Raw genomic sequence first — 17,410 nt, 5'->3', positions numbered from 1 at the left:
ATACTATTTGGACTATCAAAAAGCAATCTGATTATATGATTATGGTAATTAATGTGGTAATGGTATACCTAAAAGATTATCTGAATTTAGTTGTACAAAAATCTATGTACTTAAAAATGTTAAGAAGGTAATAGGGTTTTAGTGCATGGAACTTATTAAAACTGTATAGAAGGTGAAGTGTCAGGGTGTGGAATATAAAAGAAGAAGATTTAGATAAGTTTCGAATGACATGTCAAGGACGTTTAAGTCCTGAAGGTGCTGTGGGTTTTATGCTTGGAACGATATTTTATATTTCAATATTTATGTTTATTATTTTTGTAGGGAATTTGAATTACTACAACAATTTTTTTGATAGAACAATTGTTAAAACTGAAATTGTGTTATTTAGTATTCAAATTATATTTTTAATTATATATCTATTTCCGAAAGCATGTTTTAAATTTCAAAAGTTACAAACGCTAATCGTATTACTATATGCGTTTCAATTTGGAACGATATTATTTGTAGTTTCGATTGTTTCTGAAATGTCTGACAATTCAATTGGTAGGATGTATACCGGGCTACTAGTTGTAGGAGCAGTTATTATCCATATTGTAGCAACACTAGATACATTTAAACAAGCAAGTGAAGGTGCATTTAGTAGTGATGAAAGATCCACCTCGTTTTTTAGTAAGACAAAAGGAGCTATGATAAAGGGGGCTATAATATATATATTCATACTACTTATTTTAATGTATTTTCAAAATGATTATTCAATTGATTTTTTTGTTATGTATGGAGTGGGAACTGTATTAATGTATGCGGTTGCAATTGGAGCGGCAGAATTCCAACTATTGGCGTACTGTAGATTTAAATTCAAGTCATTTAATATGTCATGGGAAGAGAATGAGAGAATGGGTGGGAGAATTCGAAAACAAAATAAGAAATTCAAAACGAAAAATAAATAATATATTAATAGAATTTTAGTGTTCGAAAAATAATTGAAACGTATAGGAGGTGAAGAGCCAGGATGTGGAATATAAAAGAAGAAGATTTAGATGAATTTCGAATGACATGTAATAATCGTTTAAGTCCTGAGGGGGCTATGGTTTTCTTTATTGGAGGGATAGTTTATACTTCAGTATTTATGTTTTTTATTTTTATGGGGGGCTTGGAGTATTATAATACTTTCTTTGACAAAACAATTGTTAAAATTGAAATTGTTTTATATAGCTTACAATGCATCTTTTTAATTCTATATTCATTTCCAAAAGCACGTTATAAATTTCAAAAGTTACAAACGCTCGTTGTATTATTATATGCATTTCAATTAGGTACAATAACATTTACAGCGTTAGTTCTTCCTGGGATATCTGATTATTCAATTGATCGAATGACTTTAATTTGTGTAGGGTTATTATTTGTAGGAGCAGTTATCGTTCATATTGTGACAACAATTGATACATTTAAACAAGCGAGTGAAGGTGCGTTTAGTAAGGATGAAAGATCCATCTCATTTTTTAGTAAAAGAAAAGGAGATGTGATGAAGTGGGCTACAATATATGTGCTAATCCTGTTTATTTTGATATATTTTCATGATGGTTATGGAATTGATGTTTTAGTTCTTTATGCGGTAGGTATTGTTTTACTGTATACAGTAGCCATTGGAGCGGCAGAATTTCAACTATTGGTGTACTGTAGATTTAAATTCAAGTCATTTAATATGTCATGGGAAGAGAATGAGAGAATGCGTGGGAGAATTCGAAAGCGAAATACAAAATCCAAACCGGAAAGTAAATAAGAGTGAAATAGAATTGAAGTGAATGAAATTTATTTAAACTGTATAGAGGGTGAAGAGTCAGGGTGTGGGATATAAAAGAAGAAGATTTAGATAAGTTTAGGATGACATGTCAAGGACGTTTAAGTCCTGAAGGTGCTAAGGGTTTTATGCTCGGAACGATATTTTATACTTCATTATTTATGGTTATTATTTTTGTGGGAGGAATGGATTATTATACTACCTTGTTTGATAAGGTAATTGTTAGGATTGAATTAGTGTTATATGGTTTGCAAGTAATGTTTTTAATTCTATATTTATTCCCTAAAGCACGTTATTTGTACTTTCTGGGATGATAGAGCATTCAATTGATCTCAATACACGTGTTTATGTAGGGCTATTAGTATTAGGTGGAATTATTGTTCATATTGTGACAACGCTTGATACGTTTAAACAAGCGAGTGAAGGTGCGTTTAGTATGGATGAAAGGTATGCTTCTTTCTTTAGTAAAACAAAGGGAAAGATGATGAAGGGGGCTACATTTTACGCAGCAACTAGTTTTATTTTGATATATTTTCATAACGATTATGGGTGGGATACTTTAGGTATGTAGTAGGGCCCCTTTTAACGTATTATCCGAAAGAAGTATCCTCCCAGAGGCGTGTGAAAGACGATAGTCTAGCGGTAAGTGGGGGATGAATGTCGATTTGGCGTAGCCAAACATTTGAGTTTCCTATTTATTTCGCCCCTGATATAATCAGTCTTATAAGAGGTAAAGTTTGGTATAACAATGAAAGTAGATAATAATCTTGTAGTGTTCAGGTTGTGTGATCACCGTCATAGCTTATGGGAAATGAAGCGGAAAATGAGGTGAATGGATATGCCAAAGCAGAATAAGGCGTATAAATTTCGTCTGTATCCAACAGAAGAACAAGCACATCTCATATGTAAAACGTTCGGATGTGTACGCTTTGTGTATAATAAAATGCTGGCTGAACGGAAAGAAATATATGAAAAACACAAAGCGAACAAGGAAGAGCTGAAGAAACAAAAATTCCCTACTCCTGCGAAATATAAAGTGGAGTATGAATGGTTGAAAGAAATTGATTCATTGGCATTGGCCAACGCTCAATTAAACTTGCAAACTGCGTATAAGAATTTTTTTAGTGGTCAAAGTGAGTTTCCTACATTCAAAAATAAAAAGAGTAGAAAATCCTATACAACGAATCGAGTAAACGGAAATATTATGTTATTTCATGGTTATATCAAATTACCAAAATTGAAAATGGTGAAACTGAAGCAACATAGAGAGATCCCGCCAAATCATATCATCAAATCATGTACGATTTCGATGACACCAACTGGTAAGTATTACGTGTCTATTTTGACCGAATATGAAAAAGAAATCACTCCAAAAGAAGTAGAACGTGTAGTTGGATTAGACTTCGCAATGGCTGAATTGTACGTGAGTAGCGAAGATGAGAAAGCCAATTATCCTCGCTTTTATCATCAGATATTAGACAAATTAGCGAAGGCACAACGAGTATTAGCAAGGCGTGTAAAAGGTTCAGTGCGCTGGAATAAACAACGTATTCGTGTAGCGAAGTTGCATGAAAAGGTCGCCAATCAACGTAAAAATTTTCTTCATCACAAGTCTAAAGAATTAGCTACGAATTTTGACGTTGTAGCAATTGAAGACTTACATATGAAAGGAATGGCACGAGCACTTCGCTTTGGTAAAAGTGTAGCGGACAACGGTTGGAGGATGTTCACGACATTTTTAGAATATAAGCTGCAAGAACAAGGAAAACAGCTTGTAAAAATAGATAAATGGTTTCCTTCTACAAAGATGTGTAGTCGTTGTAGAAATAAAAAAGAAATGCCATTATGTGAACGCATGTATGCGTGTTCGTGTGGACTCACAATCGGCCGTGATTATAACGCAGCTATCAATATCAAAAAAGAAGCCATACGCTTACTAGCGTTGGCATAAATAGTAACAAAATAACCTTTGGAACAAGGGAGTTAGCTCGGCTGTCCTAGGACAAATTCGTTAGCTATCAAAAGTAGCGATGAACCGAGAAGCCCCCACTTAGGGGTATGCTCATAAGAGATACTAAGTGGGGGGGAGTTCACTGTATACGATAGCCATCGCAGCAGCAGGATTTCAGCTATTAGCATATTGCAAGTTTAAATTTCAGTCATTTAATAAAACGTGGGAGCAACATAAAAGGGAAACTCCAAGATATCAAAGGAAAAATAAAAAAGGTATATCGAAACGTAAGGCATAAAGAAAGTGCGTATTGTAAGTTTTGGTGGTAAAAAAGTAATAATTTATAGGAGAGTATTTTAACTTCTAAAATAAAATTTAATTATGTAAGGTGATTAAAGTGATTAGTAGGTCGACCTCTTTTTTTATTTTTCTAAATATTACAACTTAAGTTTTTTGAAATCAATATAAAATTTTATGTTTAGTTCACAAACTTTCGGAAAAACTAGGAAAGATATGACAAAGGAGGTTATGAACGGTGGATCATCCAATTCAAGGGTTAATGAAAGCAGCAATGGAAAATTTAAAAGAAATGGTTGATGTAAATACGATTGTTGGAGAGCCTGTTCAAACGGCTGACGGTGGTGTGGTGTTAACGGTTTCTAAAGTAGCGTTCGGTTTTGGAGCAGGAGGTTCTGATTTCCAAACGAATGATGGACAAAGAGCAAACGGTAACGCTGCATTTGGTGGCGGTAGCGCGGGTGGTGTTTCTATTACACCAGTAGCATTTCTTGTGGTGAATAAAGATGGAGTAAATATTCTTCATCTACAAAATGCGACACATTTAGCAGAAAAAATGATTGAATTAGCTCCACAAACAATTGATAAAATTCAATCGATGTTCCAAAAAGAAGAAAAGAAAGAGGGAAATCATCATCCTCAAAACCCAGATGAAATCCTTTAAAAACGCCTGCTTATGAGCAGGCGTTTTTTCTTGTAATCACTATGTAATAAAACACATGAAATTGTAAATAGTTTTTGAAGTTTTTTCTATGTTTCTAAAATTTTTCATGTTAAAATATGCTATAGAATTGAAACATATAAAACGAAGGTGGCTAGGTGCTTTGTCTGGAGGATCTGACCAAGTAAAGAATATGATATATATTAATGGTAATCGTCGAGGTCATTGTTTTATTACATCAGGAATTACGTTTAAAGAGTTTGCGAGTAACATCCCTTCACCGCTTCATCAAGTGTTGCTTTTGAAGCACAACTTTGAATGGACGGATTTTCATTATCATACTTTATTTGAATATGTTGAGGAAGAAAATATACATAAGTTAATTCAAGCAGAGATTGATGAATTTGATGAATTTTGTTGGGTAGATTTTGATGATGCAAGCGATTTAGATGAATTAGAGCCGAAAGAAATTGCAGAATTATTATATTTGGCTCACAAAAAAGAACCACTTGCAAGAACATTCTTTCCGCTGTTGAAAAATCGATTTGTTTATTTTTCACATGATGACGGATGGTACAACAAAGTGTATTATCGTAGAATTGCTGATTTTGTAGGAATGTTAAGTAAAGTCATTCCGTATAAACTCGGTGCTTTCGGTAAGAAACGTTTTTCTTTCTTCCAAAAATCAAAAATTTTCCCAGCAATTTCAAAAGAATTGATCATGGGACTGATTCCACTAATGGAAGATGGTCTTTACATAGATCTAGCAGGGAAGATTGAGTCAAGAAGAGGTCTTGAAATTCCGGTATATGTAGTTGGTTCGTATGAAAGTACGGATGAGGTGTTAGATAATATCGATGAATTGAAAGAGGAAGCAACAGAAACAGGTTGGCTCATTTTTGATAAGAAAGAACAAGAGTGGCAATGGGTTGTTGACTAAGAAAACTTGGCGTATGAAGTCAAGTTTTCTTGTCATTTGAAAGGAGTACAAATGAAGAAATATTATACAATTGTGGGTATTATAAGTATTATTCTCGTGGCAATATTACTTATAACTTGTCCGAAAGAATCAGATTTTAAAGTGTATGTAGAGGATAAGTATGCGTTGAATTGTAATGAGAGTAGTTTTGAATGCACGCAAAATGTAGATGGTAAAAAAGAAAAACTACAATTTGAAAGTACAGATGCACGAAATGGTGTATTCTTTATGACTGTAAAGCAAACATTTAAAACAGAAGCTGGTGTTTCAAAAGAATATAGCGGAGTAGGAATGTTTGGTACATTTCTTTTTGTTTCAGAGAAGACTTTCTAGTAATAGAAGGTCTTTTTTTTATGCTTATGTTCATATAGATGAAGTAAGACAAGCATAGGAGGGATAGCGATGAAGAACACATGTATCGTTTGCGGTGGTGAGGAGTTTTTTTCCTCAACGTTATATGCACGTACGAAACAAGATTGGGCATATGCACCAAACATGTATCGATTTGAAAAAGTATTTATTGAGCATCGAGATGAAGAAAATTATCCAGTGTTTCAAGAAATTACAGCGAAACATTGTTGTGGATGCGGTCATATTATGTTGTATCATGAATGAACACACCAAGTATAACTTGGTGTGTTTTTTTAAAACGCTGACAAAGCAAGCGGATAAAGTAAAGTAAATAAAACAGAAAAACTACCAAAACCAATTGCTGTATATCCAAGTGTTCTTGCTCCGAAATTGACAGCTAATAAGCCGACTAAAATCGCAAGAGAGCCGAGTGTAACCGGATAAAATGCAATTGAGAAAAGCGAAAGAAATAAAGCGACATAGCCTACCATTGCACCGGTATTTGTACCTTCTATTTCATTTGCAATTTCTTTACGCTTATGTCTAATCGGAATGCCAGCTGGTGATATTTCAGCTGCATACTCTTCGTTTTTTTCACCACTTTTAAAATGATGATTTCTCTTTCTTCGCATGTACATCCCTCTCTTTCAATTGGGTGTACCTATAGTATCTTACATAAAGAGAAGAACATGAGTATGAGTTAAACCCAAGTAAAGCAAAAATTGGAGAATAAAGATTCCATTATTAGCTTGTACATCTCCTAATGAAGATAAACAGGAATTTTGGAAAATGATGTAGAATGAAATGAATGATAAAGCGTGAAGGTAGGGGAATGTATGACGAAATTTAATTGGCATGAATCAGCAGAAAAGAAATGGGATAGTAGTGCAGAGTTTTGGAATCAAAATAGTCAAGAGATGTGGGACAGTGGTAGCAGAAGTACAATTATTCCGTTTTTTGAACAATACGTGAAGAAAGAAGCACAAGTGCTCGATGTTGGTTGTGGTGATGGCTACGGTACATATAAATTAAGTCGCGCAGGCTATAAAGCAGTGGGAGTAGATTTATCGGAAGTGATGATTCAAAAAGGTAAGGAGCGCGGAGAAGGACCGAATTTATCTTTTATAAAAGGAGATCTTTCTGCATTACCATTTGAAAATGAGCAATTTGAATCAATTATGGCAATTAATTCTTTAGAATGGACGGAAGAGCCATTACGAGCGTTAAATGAAATAAAGCGTGTGTTAAAGAAAGATGGATATGCATGTATTGCAATTTTAGGACCGACAGCAAAGCCACGAGAGAATAGTTATCCTCGCTTGTACGGAAAAGACGTTGTTTGTAATACGATGATGCCTTGGGAATTTGAACAGTTAGCGAAAGAACAAGGTTTTAAAGTTATAGATGGCATCGGCGTATATAAGCGCGGAGTAAATGAGAAGATGTTAGGTCAACTACCTACAGAGTTGCAACAATCGTTAACATTCTTATGGGTATTTATGTTAAAAAACGTATAAAGAAATGAAAGAATTTTTAGGAGGTAAATAAGTGCAGAAAATACAAAAAACTGATACAATATCATCAGAACCAATTAAAGGGGGACTAGGGTATATGACAACTACTACAACAGTGAAATCCGATATTGAAATCGCACAAGAAGCGAGTATGAAGAAGATTCAAGAAATTGCAGCTGATTTAAATATTTTAGAAGATGAATTAGAGCCATACGGGCATTATAAAGGTAAGTTATCTCTTGATATTTTTAAGCGCTTACAAGATGAGGAAGACGGTAAAGTTGTTTTAGTAACAGCGATTAACCCAACTCCAGCTGGAGAAGGTAAATCAACAGTAACAGTTGGTTTAGGTCAAGCTTTTAACAAAATTGGTAAGAAAACAGTAATTGCACTTCGTGAACCATCTCTTGGACCGACGATGGGATTAAAAGGTGGAGCAGCGGGTGGCGGTTTTTCACAAGTCGTACCTATGGAAGACATTAACCTTCACTTTACTGGAGATATCCATGCGATCACAACTGCTAATAACGCATTAGCAGCGTTTATTGATAATCATATCCAACAAGGAAACACACTTGGAATTGATACACGTAAAATCGTTTGGAAACGCTGTGTTGACTTAAATGATCGTGCCCTTCGTAACGTAGTAATTGGTCTTGGTGGACCAGTTCAAGGTGTACCACGTGAAGACGGTTTTGATATTACAGTAGCATCTGAAATTATGGCGGTATTCTGCCTTGCAACAGATATTCAAGATTTAAAAGCGCGTCTATCACGCATCGTAGTTGCTTATAACTTTGCAAATCAACCTGTAACGGTTAAAGATTTAGGTGTAGAAGGTGCGTTAACATTATTATTAAAAGATGCATTAAAACCAAACTTAGTACAAACGTTAGAAAATACACCAGCTATCATTCACGGCGGACCATTTGCGAATATCGCTCACGGTTGTAACAGTGTTATCGCTACAACAATGGCAGCAAAATTAGGTGATTATGTTATTACAGAAGCTGGATTCGGTGCTGATTTAGGCGCTGAGAAGTTTTTAGATATTAAAGCTCGTGCAGCTGGCATTAAACCAGAAGCAGTTGTTATTGTTGCGACGATTCGTGCGCTTAAAATGCATGGCGGCGTTGCAAAAGATCAATTAAAAGAAGAAAATGTAGATGCATTAGCAAAAGGTATGGAAAACTTACAGAAGCATGTTGAAACAATTCAAAGCTTCGGTGTGCCTTTCGTAATTGCAATTAATAAATTCATTACAGATACAGATGCAGAAGTTACATACTTACAAGAGTGGTGTAATGAGCGTGGCTATGCAGTATCCTTAACAGAAGTTTGGGAGAAAGGTGGCCAAGGCGGAGTTGACCTTGCTGAAAAAGTACTAAAAGAAATCGAAAAAGGTGAAAACAACTACGCACCACTTTATGAATTAGAATTACCCTTAGAAGAAAAAATTCGTACAATTGCTCAAAAAGTATATGGCGCAAAAGATATTGAATTTGCTCCGAAAGCACGTAAGCAATTAGCTCAATATGAAGGAGAAGGTTGGAGTAACCTACCAGTTTGTATGGCGAAAACACAATACTCTCTTTCTGACGATGCAACAAAATTAGGTCGTCCATCTGACTTTATCGTTACAATTCGTGAGTTAAAACCATCTATCGGTGCAGGCTTTATCGTTGCGTTAACAGGTACAATGTTAACAATGCCAGGTCTTCCAAAACAACCAGCAGCACTTCAAATGGATGTAAATGAAGATGGAAAAGCAGTAGGTTTATTCTAAAAGGTTGTAATTCATCTCGTTTATCTGTAAACTATATATACATCAAGTGGCGCCTTTCCATCGAAAGGCGCCTGTTTTTTGGAGGAAATTATGTTTGATCCAACTGCTTTTGACAATTTAAAAGTAATCGTAGAAGGTGCTGTGTATGATTTTGATCTACATGGAGATATTCTTGTAACAGATCGAAAAGATATGATGGATCTTGCTTCATTAAGTCGTATATATCATATCTCATTTCAATTAACAGAACCGTTTGAACCATTAGTAGAAGCAACATTTTCATTATCTGTGGATGCAAAGAACTTGTCTGGTGAAATACTAGAAGTGCCTCAGTTTACACCAGGTTGTGAAATGAAGCTAGCATTTTCATTCCCGTTAGAGCAACCAGAAGTAAAATGCGAAGAAATTGAAACATTAATGCGTTCTATATGGGGAAAAGAAAGAATGATTATGCAGAAAGTTTCATACGAATATAATAAGCAAGCGATTTCATATCATAATAAGGTAGAGATTCTATTTCAAAAAGCGATTACAGAAGACCATGTTGATGATTTAATAGCTGTTATTTCACACATGATAGAAACGGTGCGAACAATACAGCATTTTCTTCAAAAATAGAGATAAAGGAGAAAAACAAATGATAAAAGATATGCAACCATTTTTACAACAAGCTTGGGAGAAGGCTGGTTTTAAAGAGTTAACTGAAATTCAAAAACAAGCGATTCCAACTATTTTAGAAGGACAAGACGTTATAGCTGAATCTCCAACTGGAACAGGAAAAACATTAGCGTACTTATTACCACTTTTACATAAAATTAATCCTGAAGTAAAACAGCCACAAGTTGTTGTTTTAGCGCCAACACGTGAACTTGTAATGCAAATTCATGAAGAGGTTCAAAAGTTTACAGCAGGAACTGAAATTTCAGGTGCATCTTTAATTGGTGGTGCAGATATTAAGCGCCAAGTTGAAAAATTAAAGAAACACCCAAGAGTAATTGTCGGTTCACCAGGCCGTATTTTAGAATTAATTCGTATGAAAAAGCTAAAAATGCATGAAGTAAAAACAATTGTATTTGATGAGTTTGATCAAATTGTAAAGCAAAAAATGATGGGCGCAGTGCAAGATGTAATTAAATCAACGATGCGCGATCGTCAATTAGTATTCTTCTCGGCGACAATGACAAAAGCGGCAGAAGATGCGGCACGTGATTTAGCAGTTGAACCACAATTAGTACGTGTAACACGTGCAGAATCAAAAAGCTTAGTTGAGCATACGTATATCATTTGTGAGCGACGCGAAAAAAATGATTACGTAAGAAGAATTATGCATATGGGCGATGTAAAAGCAGTTGCTTTCTTAAACGACCCATTCCGTTTAGATGAAATTACTGAGAAATTGAAATTCCGTAAAATGAAAGCAGCGGCTCTTCATGCAGAAGCAAGTAAACAAGAGCGTGAAGCGACAATGCGTGCTTTCCGCGGAGGGAAATTAGAAATTCTACTTGCTACTGATATTGCAGCGCGCGGTATCGACATTGACGATTTAACACACGTAATTCACCTAGAATTACCAGACACAGTAGACCAATATATTCACCGCTCAGGACGTACTGGACGTATGGGCAAAGAAGGAACTGTCGTATCTCTTGTAACACCACAAGAAGAGCGCAAATTACTGCAATTTGCGAAAAAACTAGGCATCGTATTTACGAAGCAAGAAATGTTCAAAGGATCATTTGTAGAAACGAAACCGAAAGCACCAAAGAAAAAGAAACCAGCATTTACTGGGAAGAAAAAGCCTAGATAAATGATGGAGAAGGCGTAACTATTTGTAGTTACGTCTTTTTTGTTTGTAAACAAGTGATAATGGGAATTGTATTAGTGTTTTTAATGTGCCTATCATATATATGCTTCTACTGGGAGTATCGAAAAAAGGGTAGTTTATTTATTTGGTTTATACGAGGAAATAATATAAAAAAGTCGTATATTAAAATGATGCGAAATAATAAAAAGAAGGTACATATATGGATAGGAAATTAGGAATGTTTTTGAATACGAAATATATTGAAGTAAACGAAGGAATAAAAAAGGCGAGAGAATGGGGGTTAGAATATATTCAATTATATGCTATGAATAAAAACTTTAACTTAGCTAATATTCCAATGGCAGAGTGGAATGCTTTAAAGAAAAGCGTATCTTTTAATGGAATAAAGATTCCATCATTAGCAATTAGTTTTGGAGAAAATGGAATTATGGGAATAGAAGCTGAGAGTGCAATAGATCAGTTTAAATATATTACTGACAGAGGTTTGGAGCTTGGGGCAAAGATCATAACAGCTCATATTGGGAAAGTTCCAGATGATAAAAAAAGTGCCTACTATGATAAAATGCTACGTGTTTGTAATGAAATAGGGGACTTAGCGTTCAGATTTGGAGGATTCTTTGCCATTGAGACGGGATCTGAAAAAGCAATAGTATTAAAACGATTTTTAGAAACTGCAAACTCGAAAGGACTAGCTGTTAACTTTGACCCAGCAAATTTAATAAGTGATGTAAATGAAAATCCGGGAGAAGGTTTATTACTATTAAAAGATTATATAGTACAAACTCATATTAAAGATTGTAAAGAAGTGAAAAGTGATCGTTCAACTAAGTATATAGAAGTCGCAGCAGGGAATGGTGAAGTAGATTTCGATATATTCTTCAAAGTATTAGATAAAATTGGATTCGACGGATATAACATGATTGAAAGAAATGATTATTTTGATGAACTGGATGGGATGAGTCAGTCGATAAATTTTGCAAAGAAGTACATACCAACTCAAAAGGAATAACGATAGTATTTGTAGAAAGCTACATAGAATATAAAAACCATTAGGGGGAAATGTAATGATTCATAAAGTAGGACAAATTATGTTATATGTAAATAATCAAGATGAGGCAGTAAATTTTTGGACGGAGAAGGTAGGGTTTCATGTAGTTGCAGAGGAAGATAATAAGCAAGGAATGAGATGGATTGAAATCGCTCCGAAAAGCGGTGCGGAAACGAGCATTATATTACATAATAAAGAAGTTATTTCGAAAATGAGCCCAGAATTGAATCTTGGTACACCGTCTTTAATGTTCTTCTCAGAAAATCTTGATCAACTATATACAGATTTAACAAATAAAAATGTTACTGTTGGAGAAATGGTAACTATGCCTTCTGGTAAAGTGTTTAACTTTGCTGATAGCGAAGGGAATTATTTTGCAGTTATGGAGAAGAACCAATAATAATATTGCTATGTGAAAATCCCCCTCAAATATATTTGAGGGGGATTAAATTTTTGAAGTGGATTTTTCATTAGAGAGTTGTTTAATAAAAAATACTCCTTTTTCAATAGCTGTCTCAATATAGCCAACGATTTGATCAAACGTAAATACTTGTAAGTCTTCATGCAGATGTTGCTTTGGATACAACATATCTTCAAAAAGATACTTTCGAAAAGCTAAAACGTTTTCTTTAGAAACCTCTTCAATATCCACAATGTGAGCCTCTTGATTGAGAAGAGAGAAAAGCTGTTGTTCTTGATCGTAATGATGAAGCAAATTTGCATTTAACAATTTAAAATCGTTATAGTACAGGGGTGCGATAGTTTCGTCATTCTCTATTCTATTTTTTAGCCAAGGTAGAAAAAATCCACTTAGCCAATTATCATCGGCAATGAGGTGGGTATAATAGCCTAAAATAAATGGGGAATCTATATGTGATTCATATTTATGAAAAAATGAATCATAATCTATTCTTCTCGTATAGTTCTTCGTTGTACCGGCATAAAAATGTGAGGTTCCTTTTTCTTTTTTTGAATGAACAGCATCAGGGGCTACAGCTCCAAGTAAGAAAGAAGTCTTATCGTGAATTGATAGTTTCTCAGCAATACCACTAGCGATAATAACATGCATAATTCGTGATCCCATGAATGCCACCTCTGTTTCCAGTATTCATTTCAGGAAGAGGACTAAACAGTTAGTATTACTTTCCCTGTACTTTTTCTACTTTCGACCCATTCATGTGCTTTCCCTGCATTTTGAAGTGGAAAAGATTTCGTAGCCTTAATTTGTAAACGTCCGTCACGCAAATAACGGAAAACTTCATTTGCAGTTTCTTGGAGCAGTTCAGGACGCTTTTTTCGTGTGGTTCCAAAGCTAAAACCGAGTATAGAGCGGCAACTTGCATGTAAATCTTTCGTTTGAAAGTTACCAATTTCACCGCTAGCATTACCGAAATGAACGAGGCGACCGTAATAAGCAAGGCAGTTTAAACTTCTTTCAGAAACCGTTCCAGAAATAGAGTCTAAAATTACATCAACCCCTTCACCATTTGTCAGTTCATTGACTTTCTCTACAAAATCTTCATCTTGATGACAAATAACATAATCAGCTCCAGCATCTAAAGCAATTTCTTTTTTTGCTTCACTTCCGACAGTGCCTATAACTGTTCCAGCCTCTAATAGTTTAGCAAGTTGAATAGCAGTAGTGCCAATTCCACCAGCAGCCGCATGAATGAGTACAGATTCACCTTGTTGAAGCCTTGTAACATTTGCGAGTAAATTATAGCTTGTAAAAGATACGATTGGACAAGCGGCTGCAGTTTGAAAGTCAACTTCATGGGGTAATACGAAAGTAAGATTTTCATTTGCAACAACGTATTCTGCGTAAGATCCATTTTGAGGAAAAGCAATGACACGTTGTCCAGGGTGAATATTTTTCACATGAGAACCGACACGTTCTACAATACCAGTGGCATCTATACCTGGAATAAAAGGTAGTGCTTTATTTCCTTTTTTACCATAACGTGATTTAATATCAGCGAAATTTACACTAGTAGCAACAACGCGAATTAAAACTTGATCTTCTGAAATAGACGGTATATCCAAATCTGTATATTTCATCACTTCAGGACCACCGAACGACGTTACAACGATAGCTTTCATCATATCTCCTCCTAAATTTGACTATATAAATTATTTTAAATCTTTATCAGAAATTGGAAAAATATATAATAGTTATGTGTGGTTATAAGTGAAGCTTATGAACTCAATGAATCATAATATTAATTTATATAAAAAAACTTTAAAAAAATCGAACGAAATATGAATTACTTTCCAATATATAGTGTAAGACAAAGGAGGGCTGGAATATGAAGGGTGAAATAGATTACGCACATTTAATCCAATTAACTTTATCAGGAAATAAAGAAGCATATAGCAAGTTGTATGATAAAACGATTCAAGAAATATATAAAACAGCACATTTTTTAATAGAGGATAAAACGGATGTAGATGATGTCGTTCAAGAAATATACATACAACTATATGAATCGCTTCGTAAGTATGATAGCGAGAAGCCATTTCGTCCTTGGCTAATTGGACTTGCGATTAAACAAATACACTCTTATAGAAGAAAGAGGTGGATGCGACTACGAATTATAAAAAAAGCAGAAGAGCAAAGAAAGTCAGTGCAAATTGATTTTTCTAACGATGTTGTAAGTAAAATATCAAACCAAAAACTAATTGAACTCATTCATAAATTACCGTATAAATTGAAACAAGTTATTATCTTAAGATACTTACATGATTATTCACAAGAAGAAGTAGCACAAATATTACATATTCCAATTGGTACTGTGAAATCTAGAATTCATGCGGCATTAAAGAAACTACGTCAAAAAGAGCAAGTAGAAGAAATCTTTTTAGGAGAGGTAGGGAATGTGAAATGAGTTTAGATTGTAGAGTTAGGGAATCTATACAAGAAGAAGCAAAAGGTATTGTTGCCCCGCCGGATTTAAAAGAAAAAGTAATCGTACAAATAAAAATGAAGCACGGGCGGAGTAAGAGGAAGAAACGCCTTATCGCAGGAGTACTTGCAGCAGCTCTTTTAATCCCGACGACTGGTTTTGCGTATCAATCTATTATGGCGGATGGTATATACGGATCTTTCGAGAATTTAAAAAAACATGCCGGAACGATGACATTAGAGGCGTATATGCGTTTTAGTGCAAAATTATCAGAGGCGAAAGATGAAATGGGTACGAAGGAATATGAAGAGTTTACAAAAGAACTAAAAAAATTAACAAATGCAAAACTTACGTACGGAGATTCGAACGGTAATATTGATTATGATCAATTATCACCAGCAAAAAGAGAAGAAATGAAAAAGGTAAGTATGGGTCTTCAGCCATACTTTGATAAATTAAATGGTCATAAGTCTAGTAAAGAAGTATTAACACAAAAAGAGTTTGACCGTTATGTGGAAGCTTTAATGACATATGAAATCGTACAAGTGAAGACAAAATCAACTGGTGGGATGAAAGTAGAAGAAGTACCTGAGGCGTACAAAGAAAGATTTATTAAAGCAGAGCAGTTTATGGAATATGTAAATGAAAAGGTGCAATAATTAGAAAAGCTCATAGCCTTAGCTTTGAGCTTTTTTATTGAAACAAAAAAGAGTGTTCAATTATACTTTTTCATATTTGCATTATCTTTTTGTATAAAACAATCTAAAAGGGAATAACCAGCTATTAAACTAATTATCGTAACAAAAGTTGTATTTATTAGAATAATATTAACTAAATAAGGTAGGTATTCTGCAAGTGGTGAAAAGAGTAGTGCTGGGGAAAAGGAAATGAATAGTGTAGGCACTGTAATAGCAATAAATTTATCCGGTTGAAAGCTCCAGTTTTGTTTACTTGTTTCGCGATTAATAGATTGAAGGAATCGTAATAAAATGCCAACTATAAGAGGGAAGAGTGTAAAGTAGAATAATCTTGGATAAACGTTAAAGTTCACTTGCGTGTCTGTATCTAAATAAAATTGAATTTTTACTCCTACAAATAATAATAAGACGATAAATAATGTAAAGCAGAGGTATAGCATCAATTTTTGCATTATATTCCACCATCCTTTACTCAAAATATATTCAAAAAAAGAAGAGATATACAATAACTACTGTTGTATATCTCTTCTTTTACTGTTAGTTAATAGTGGAGTTTGCTTTTTCTTGCTTCGTGAAATAATCAATAATGCCCATTGCACTAATTTCTATATCTAGATGTAAAATATTATAAACGGAATGATCTGATGGAACGTTTAACTTTGTAAGATGAGAAGATATTTTATCCATTAACAAAGTTTGTAAAGCTTTAGTCGCTTCATCGAAATCATTATACTTTTCAAAGACTTCCTTACCAGTCTGAACGAAAATAGGTAGCCAATGTTCCAGTTGATTGTATACTTCTGTAACATGAGAGGATGCGCCGTAATGACCGAAATAAATAGTATCTACATCCATACTTTGAATATGATTTTTAGAAGCAATCATCGCATCTGGTTGAAATTGTGAAGGGGACGTTGATGGTAGATACAGTTCTACACCAACGTTTGCGAGTTCTCTATAATAAATTCCAATTGTATCACCAGTGAAAATCCCGTTTGTTAATGAATCGTGAATGCTAATATGGTGCTTAGCATGCCCCGGTGTATCGTAAAATGTAAGGATACGTTCTTCGGCAATTTTTAACGTATCACCATGTTGTACAATACGAACACGTTCTTCTTCTATAGGAAGAATTGGATCAAATAGTTTATCAAAATCTTCTTTGTATACAGCTTTTGCACCTAAAATGAGTTTTGTTGGGTCAATCATATGACGAGCACCGCGAGAATGCACATATAAAGTAGCATTTGGGCACTTCTCCATCATTAAACCAGCTGCGCCAGCGTGATCTAAATGCACATGTGTAACGATAATGTTTTTAACATCGTTTAAATCAATATGTAATTGTTGTAAGCCGTCTAAAATATACGGAAGAGAAGGGGCTGCACAAGTTTCAATTAAAGTAATATCGTCACCTAATAAAACGTACGTACCTGTTCGTTCATTATGCTGTAAATCGAAATCATCAATAAGATATAGGTGAGAAGATAATTGCTCTACTTTTTTCATATTTACCACTCCTTATATACTGCATGTTTCTATTATACGATAAAATAGAAAAAAGGCAGAAAACGAAGCTCGTCTTCTGCCTTTTTGTAA

19 protein-coding genes and 2 pseudogenes are annotated in these 17,410 nt (G+C 34.5%); 16 read left to right on the top strand and 5 right to left on the bottom strand.

Annotated elements, in window-relative coordinates:
- The first annotated feature begins 185 nt into the window (after positions 1–185).
- The 8 genes and pseudogenes from AU379_RS13640 (at position 186) to AU379_RS13605 (ending at position 6,301) form a co-directional block, all read left to right on the top strand.
- The gene (locus AU379_RS13640) at positions 186–947 is read left to right on the top strand and encodes a hypothetical protein (protein WP_044584394.1); all 762 of its coding nucleotides are present in this window, start codon (positions 186–188) and stop codon (positions 945–947) included.
- Positions 948–1,009: 62 nt separating this feature from the next.
- Positions 1,010–1,780, top strand: coding sequence for a hypothetical protein (locus tag AU379_RS13635; RefSeq protein ID WP_044584395.1), 771 nt, complete (start codon positions 1,010–1,012; stop codon positions 1,778–1,780).
- Positions 1,781–1,842: 62 nt separating this feature from the next.
- Positions 1,843–2,360: pseudogene (locus tag AU379_RS13630) on the top strand (hypothetical protein); the annotation flags it as partial.
- A 276-nt stretch (positions 2,361–2,636) separates the two neighbouring features.
- Positions 2,637–3,799, top strand: a pseudogene (locus AU379_RS13625) (RNA-guided endonuclease TnpB family protein).
- 485 nt (positions 3,800–4,284) lie between these two features.
- Positions 4,285–4,710: a GerW family sporulation protein gene (gene ytfJ / locus AU379_RS13620; RefSeq protein ID WP_000349986.1), complete on the top strand. Its 426-nt coding sequence runs from the start codon at positions 4,285–4,287 to the stop codon at positions 4,708–4,710.
- Between the two features lie 160 nt (positions 4,711–4,870).
- Entirely contained in the window at positions 4,871–5,647 is a 777-nt protein-coding gene (locus AU379_RS13615; protein ID WP_000014087.1) for an oxalate:formate antiporter, read from the top strand.
- A 51-nt stretch (positions 5,648–5,698) separates the two neighbouring features.
- Entirely contained in the window at positions 5,699–6,019 is a 321-nt protein-coding gene (locus AU379_RS13610; protein ID WP_000761171.1) for a hypothetical protein, read from the top strand.
- A 69-nt stretch (positions 6,020–6,088) separates the two neighbouring features.
- On the top strand, positions 6,089–6,301 hold the full coding sequence (locus AU379_RS13605; RefSeq protein ID WP_000798747.1) for a hypothetical protein: 213 nt from the start codon (positions 6,089–6,091) through the stop codon (positions 6,299–6,301).
- Positions 6,302–6,330: 29 nt separating this feature from the next.
- Here AU379_RS13605 and AU379_RS13600 read toward each other — a convergent pair whose 3' ends face one another.
- The gene (locus AU379_RS13600) at positions 6,331–6,669 is read right to left on the bottom strand and encodes a hypothetical protein (RefSeq protein ID WP_001253201.1); all 339 of its coding nucleotides are present in this window, start codon (positions 6,667–6,669) and stop codon (positions 6,331–6,333) included.
- A 204-nt stretch (positions 6,670–6,873) separates the two neighbouring features.
- Between AU379_RS13600 and AU379_RS13595 the strand changes: the two genes are divergently transcribed.
- The 6 genes from AU379_RS13595 (at position 6,874) to AU379_RS13570 (ending at position 12,610) form a co-directional block, all read left to right on the top strand.
- On the top strand, positions 6,874–7,554 hold the full coding sequence (locus AU379_RS13595) for a class I SAM-dependent methyltransferase (protein ID WP_000160043.1): 681 nt from the start codon (positions 6,874–6,876) through the stop codon (positions 7,552–7,554).
- A gap of 94 nt (positions 7,555–7,648) precedes the next feature.
- Positions 7,649–9,337 (top strand): formate--tetrahydrofolate ligase, encoded by a 1,689-nt coding sequence (locus tag AU379_RS13590; RefSeq protein WP_013141915.1) that lies wholly within the window; start codon positions 7,649–7,651, stop codon positions 9,335–9,337.
- Positions 9,338–9,427: 90 nt separating this feature from the next.
- Positions 9,428–9,955, top strand: a complete 528-nt coding sequence (locus AU379_RS13585; protein ID WP_061139412.1) for a hypothetical protein — start codon at positions 9,428–9,430, stop codon at positions 9,953–9,955.
- 19 nt (positions 9,956–9,974) lie between these two features.
- On the top strand, positions 9,975–11,144 hold the full coding sequence (locus AU379_RS13580; RefSeq protein ID WP_000588613.1) for a DEAD/DEAH box helicase: 1,170 nt from the start codon (positions 9,975–9,977) through the stop codon (positions 11,142–11,144).
- A 217-nt stretch (positions 11,145–11,361) separates the two neighbouring features.
- Complete coding sequence (locus AU379_RS13575; RefSeq protein WP_000375211.1) at positions 11,362–12,171, top strand: sugar phosphate isomerase/epimerase family protein; 810 nt, start codon at positions 11,362–11,364, stop codon at positions 12,169–12,171.
- A gap of 55 nt (positions 12,172–12,226) precedes the next feature.
- The gene (locus AU379_RS13570) at positions 12,227–12,610 is read left to right on the top strand and encodes a VOC family protein (RefSeq protein ID WP_000581467.1); all 384 of its coding nucleotides are present in this window, start codon (positions 12,227–12,229) and stop codon (positions 12,608–12,610) included.
- A 45-nt stretch (positions 12,611–12,655) separates the two neighbouring features.
- On the opposite strand, the gene AU379_RS13565 is transcribed toward AU379_RS13570, so the two are convergent.
- Positions 12,656–13,294 carry a zinc dependent phospholipase C family protein gene (locus AU379_RS13565; RefSeq protein WP_061139411.1) on the bottom strand — a complete coding sequence of 213 codons (639 nt, stop codon included), beginning with the start codon at positions 13,292–13,294 and terminating at the stop codon, positions 12,656–12,658.
- Positions 13,295–13,335: 41 nt separating this feature from the next.
- Positions 13,336–14,310 carry a quinone oxidoreductase gene (locus AU379_RS13560; RefSeq protein WP_030025448.1) on the bottom strand — a complete coding sequence of 325 codons (975 nt, stop codon included), beginning with the start codon at positions 14,308–14,310 and terminating at the stop codon, positions 13,336–13,338.
- 206 nt (positions 14,311–14,516) lie between these two features.
- Between AU379_RS13560 and AU379_RS13555 the strand changes: the two genes are divergently transcribed.
- Complete coding sequence (locus tag AU379_RS13555) at positions 14,517–15,095, top strand: sigma-70 family RNA polymerase sigma factor (protein ID WP_000675559.1); 579 nt, start codon at positions 14,517–14,519, stop codon at positions 15,093–15,095.
- On the top strand, positions 15,092–15,772 hold the full coding sequence (locus tag AU379_RS13550; protein WP_000050676.1) for a DUF3600 domain-containing protein: 681 nt from the start codon (positions 15,092–15,094) through the stop codon (positions 15,770–15,772). Before AU379_RS13555 ends, AU379_RS13550 begins: the two co-directional genes overlap by 4 nt.
- A gap of 56 nt (positions 15,773–15,828) precedes the next feature.
- Here AU379_RS13550 and AU379_RS13545 read toward each other — a convergent pair whose 3' ends face one another.
- Together AU379_RS13545 and AU379_RS13540 are read right to left on the bottom strand one after the other, a co-directional pair.
- On the bottom strand, positions 15,829–16,263 hold the full coding sequence (locus AU379_RS13545) for a hypothetical protein (RefSeq protein ID WP_001170916.1): 435 nt from the start codon (positions 16,261–16,263) through the stop codon (positions 15,829–15,831).
- An 85-nt stretch (positions 16,264–16,348) separates the two neighbouring features.
- Entirely contained in the window at positions 16,349–17,320 is a 972-nt protein-coding gene (locus tag AU379_RS13540) for an MBL fold metallo-hydrolase (RefSeq protein WP_000754970.1), read from the bottom strand.
- Positions 17,321–17,410 lie beyond the last annotated feature (90 nt).

Source organism: Bacillus sp. JH7 (assembly GCF_001563515.1).
Classification (GTDB): Bacteria; Bacillota; Bacilli; order Bacillales; family Bacillaceae_G; genus Bacillus_A; species Bacillus_A cereus.
Note: the sequence above shows the minus strand (reverse complement) of the source record. Positions and strands in the feature narration are given on the sequence as shown.

Excerpts from the sequence above, each read along its gene's own strand:
- AU379_RS13635 (WP_044584395.1), top strand. The coding sequence starts at position 1,010 with ATGTGGAATATAAAAGAAGAAGATTTAGATGAATTTCGAATGACATGT.
- AU379_RS13610 (WP_000761171.1), top strand. The coding sequence starts at position 5,699 with ATGAAGAAATATTATACAATTGTGGGTATTATAAGTATTATTCTCGTG.
- AU379_RS13605 (WP_000798747.1), top strand. The coding sequence starts at position 6,089 with ATGAAGAACACATGTATCGTTTGCGGTGGTGAGGAGTTTTTTTCCTCA.
- AU379_RS13600 (WP_001253201.1), bottom strand. The coding sequence starts at position 6,669 with ATGCGAAGAAAGAGAAATCATCATTTTAAAAGTGGTGAAAAAAACGAA.
- AU379_RS13595 (WP_000160043.1), top strand. The coding sequence starts at position 6,874 with ATGACGAAATTTAATTGGCATGAATCAGCAGAAAAGAAATGGGATAGT.
- AU379_RS13590 (WP_013141915.1), top strand. The coding sequence starts at position 7,649 with ATGACAACTACTACAACAGTGAAATCCGATATTGAAATCGCACAAGAA.
- AU379_RS13585 (WP_061139412.1), top strand. The coding sequence starts at position 9,428 with ATGTTTGATCCAACTGCTTTTGACAATTTAAAAGTAATCGTAGAAGGT.
- AU379_RS13580 (WP_000588613.1), top strand. The coding sequence starts at position 9,975 with ATGATAAAAGATATGCAACCATTTTTACAACAAGCTTGGGAGAAGGCT.
- AU379_RS13575 (WP_000375211.1), top strand. The coding sequence starts at position 11,362 with ATGGATAGGAAATTAGGAATGTTTTTGAATACGAAATATATTGAAGTA.
- AU379_RS13570 (WP_000581467.1), top strand. The coding sequence starts at position 12,227 with ATGATTCATAAAGTAGGACAAATTATGTTATATGTAAATAATCAAGAT.
- AU379_RS13565 (WP_061139411.1), bottom strand. The coding sequence starts at position 13,294 with ATGGGATCACGAATTATGCATGTTATTATCGCTAGTGGTATTGCTGAG.
- AU379_RS13560 (WP_030025448.1), bottom strand. The coding sequence starts at position 14,310 with ATGAAAGCTATCGTTGTAACGTCGTTCGGTGGTCCTGAAGTGATGAAA.
- AU379_RS13555 (WP_000675559.1), top strand. The coding sequence starts at position 14,517 with ATGAAGGGTGAAATAGATTACGCACATTTAATCCAATTAACTTTATCA.
- AU379_RS13550 (WP_000050676.1), top strand. The coding sequence starts at position 15,092 with ATGAGTTTAGATTGTAGAGTTAGGGAATCTATACAAGAAGAAGCAAAA.
- AU379_RS13545 (WP_001170916.1), bottom strand. The coding sequence starts at position 16,263 with ATGCAAAAATTGATGCTATACCTCTGCTTTACATTATTTATCGTCTTA.
- AU379_RS13540 (WP_000754970.1), bottom strand. The coding sequence starts at position 17,320 with ATGAAAAAAGTAGAGCAATTATCTTCTCACCTATATCTTATTGATGAT.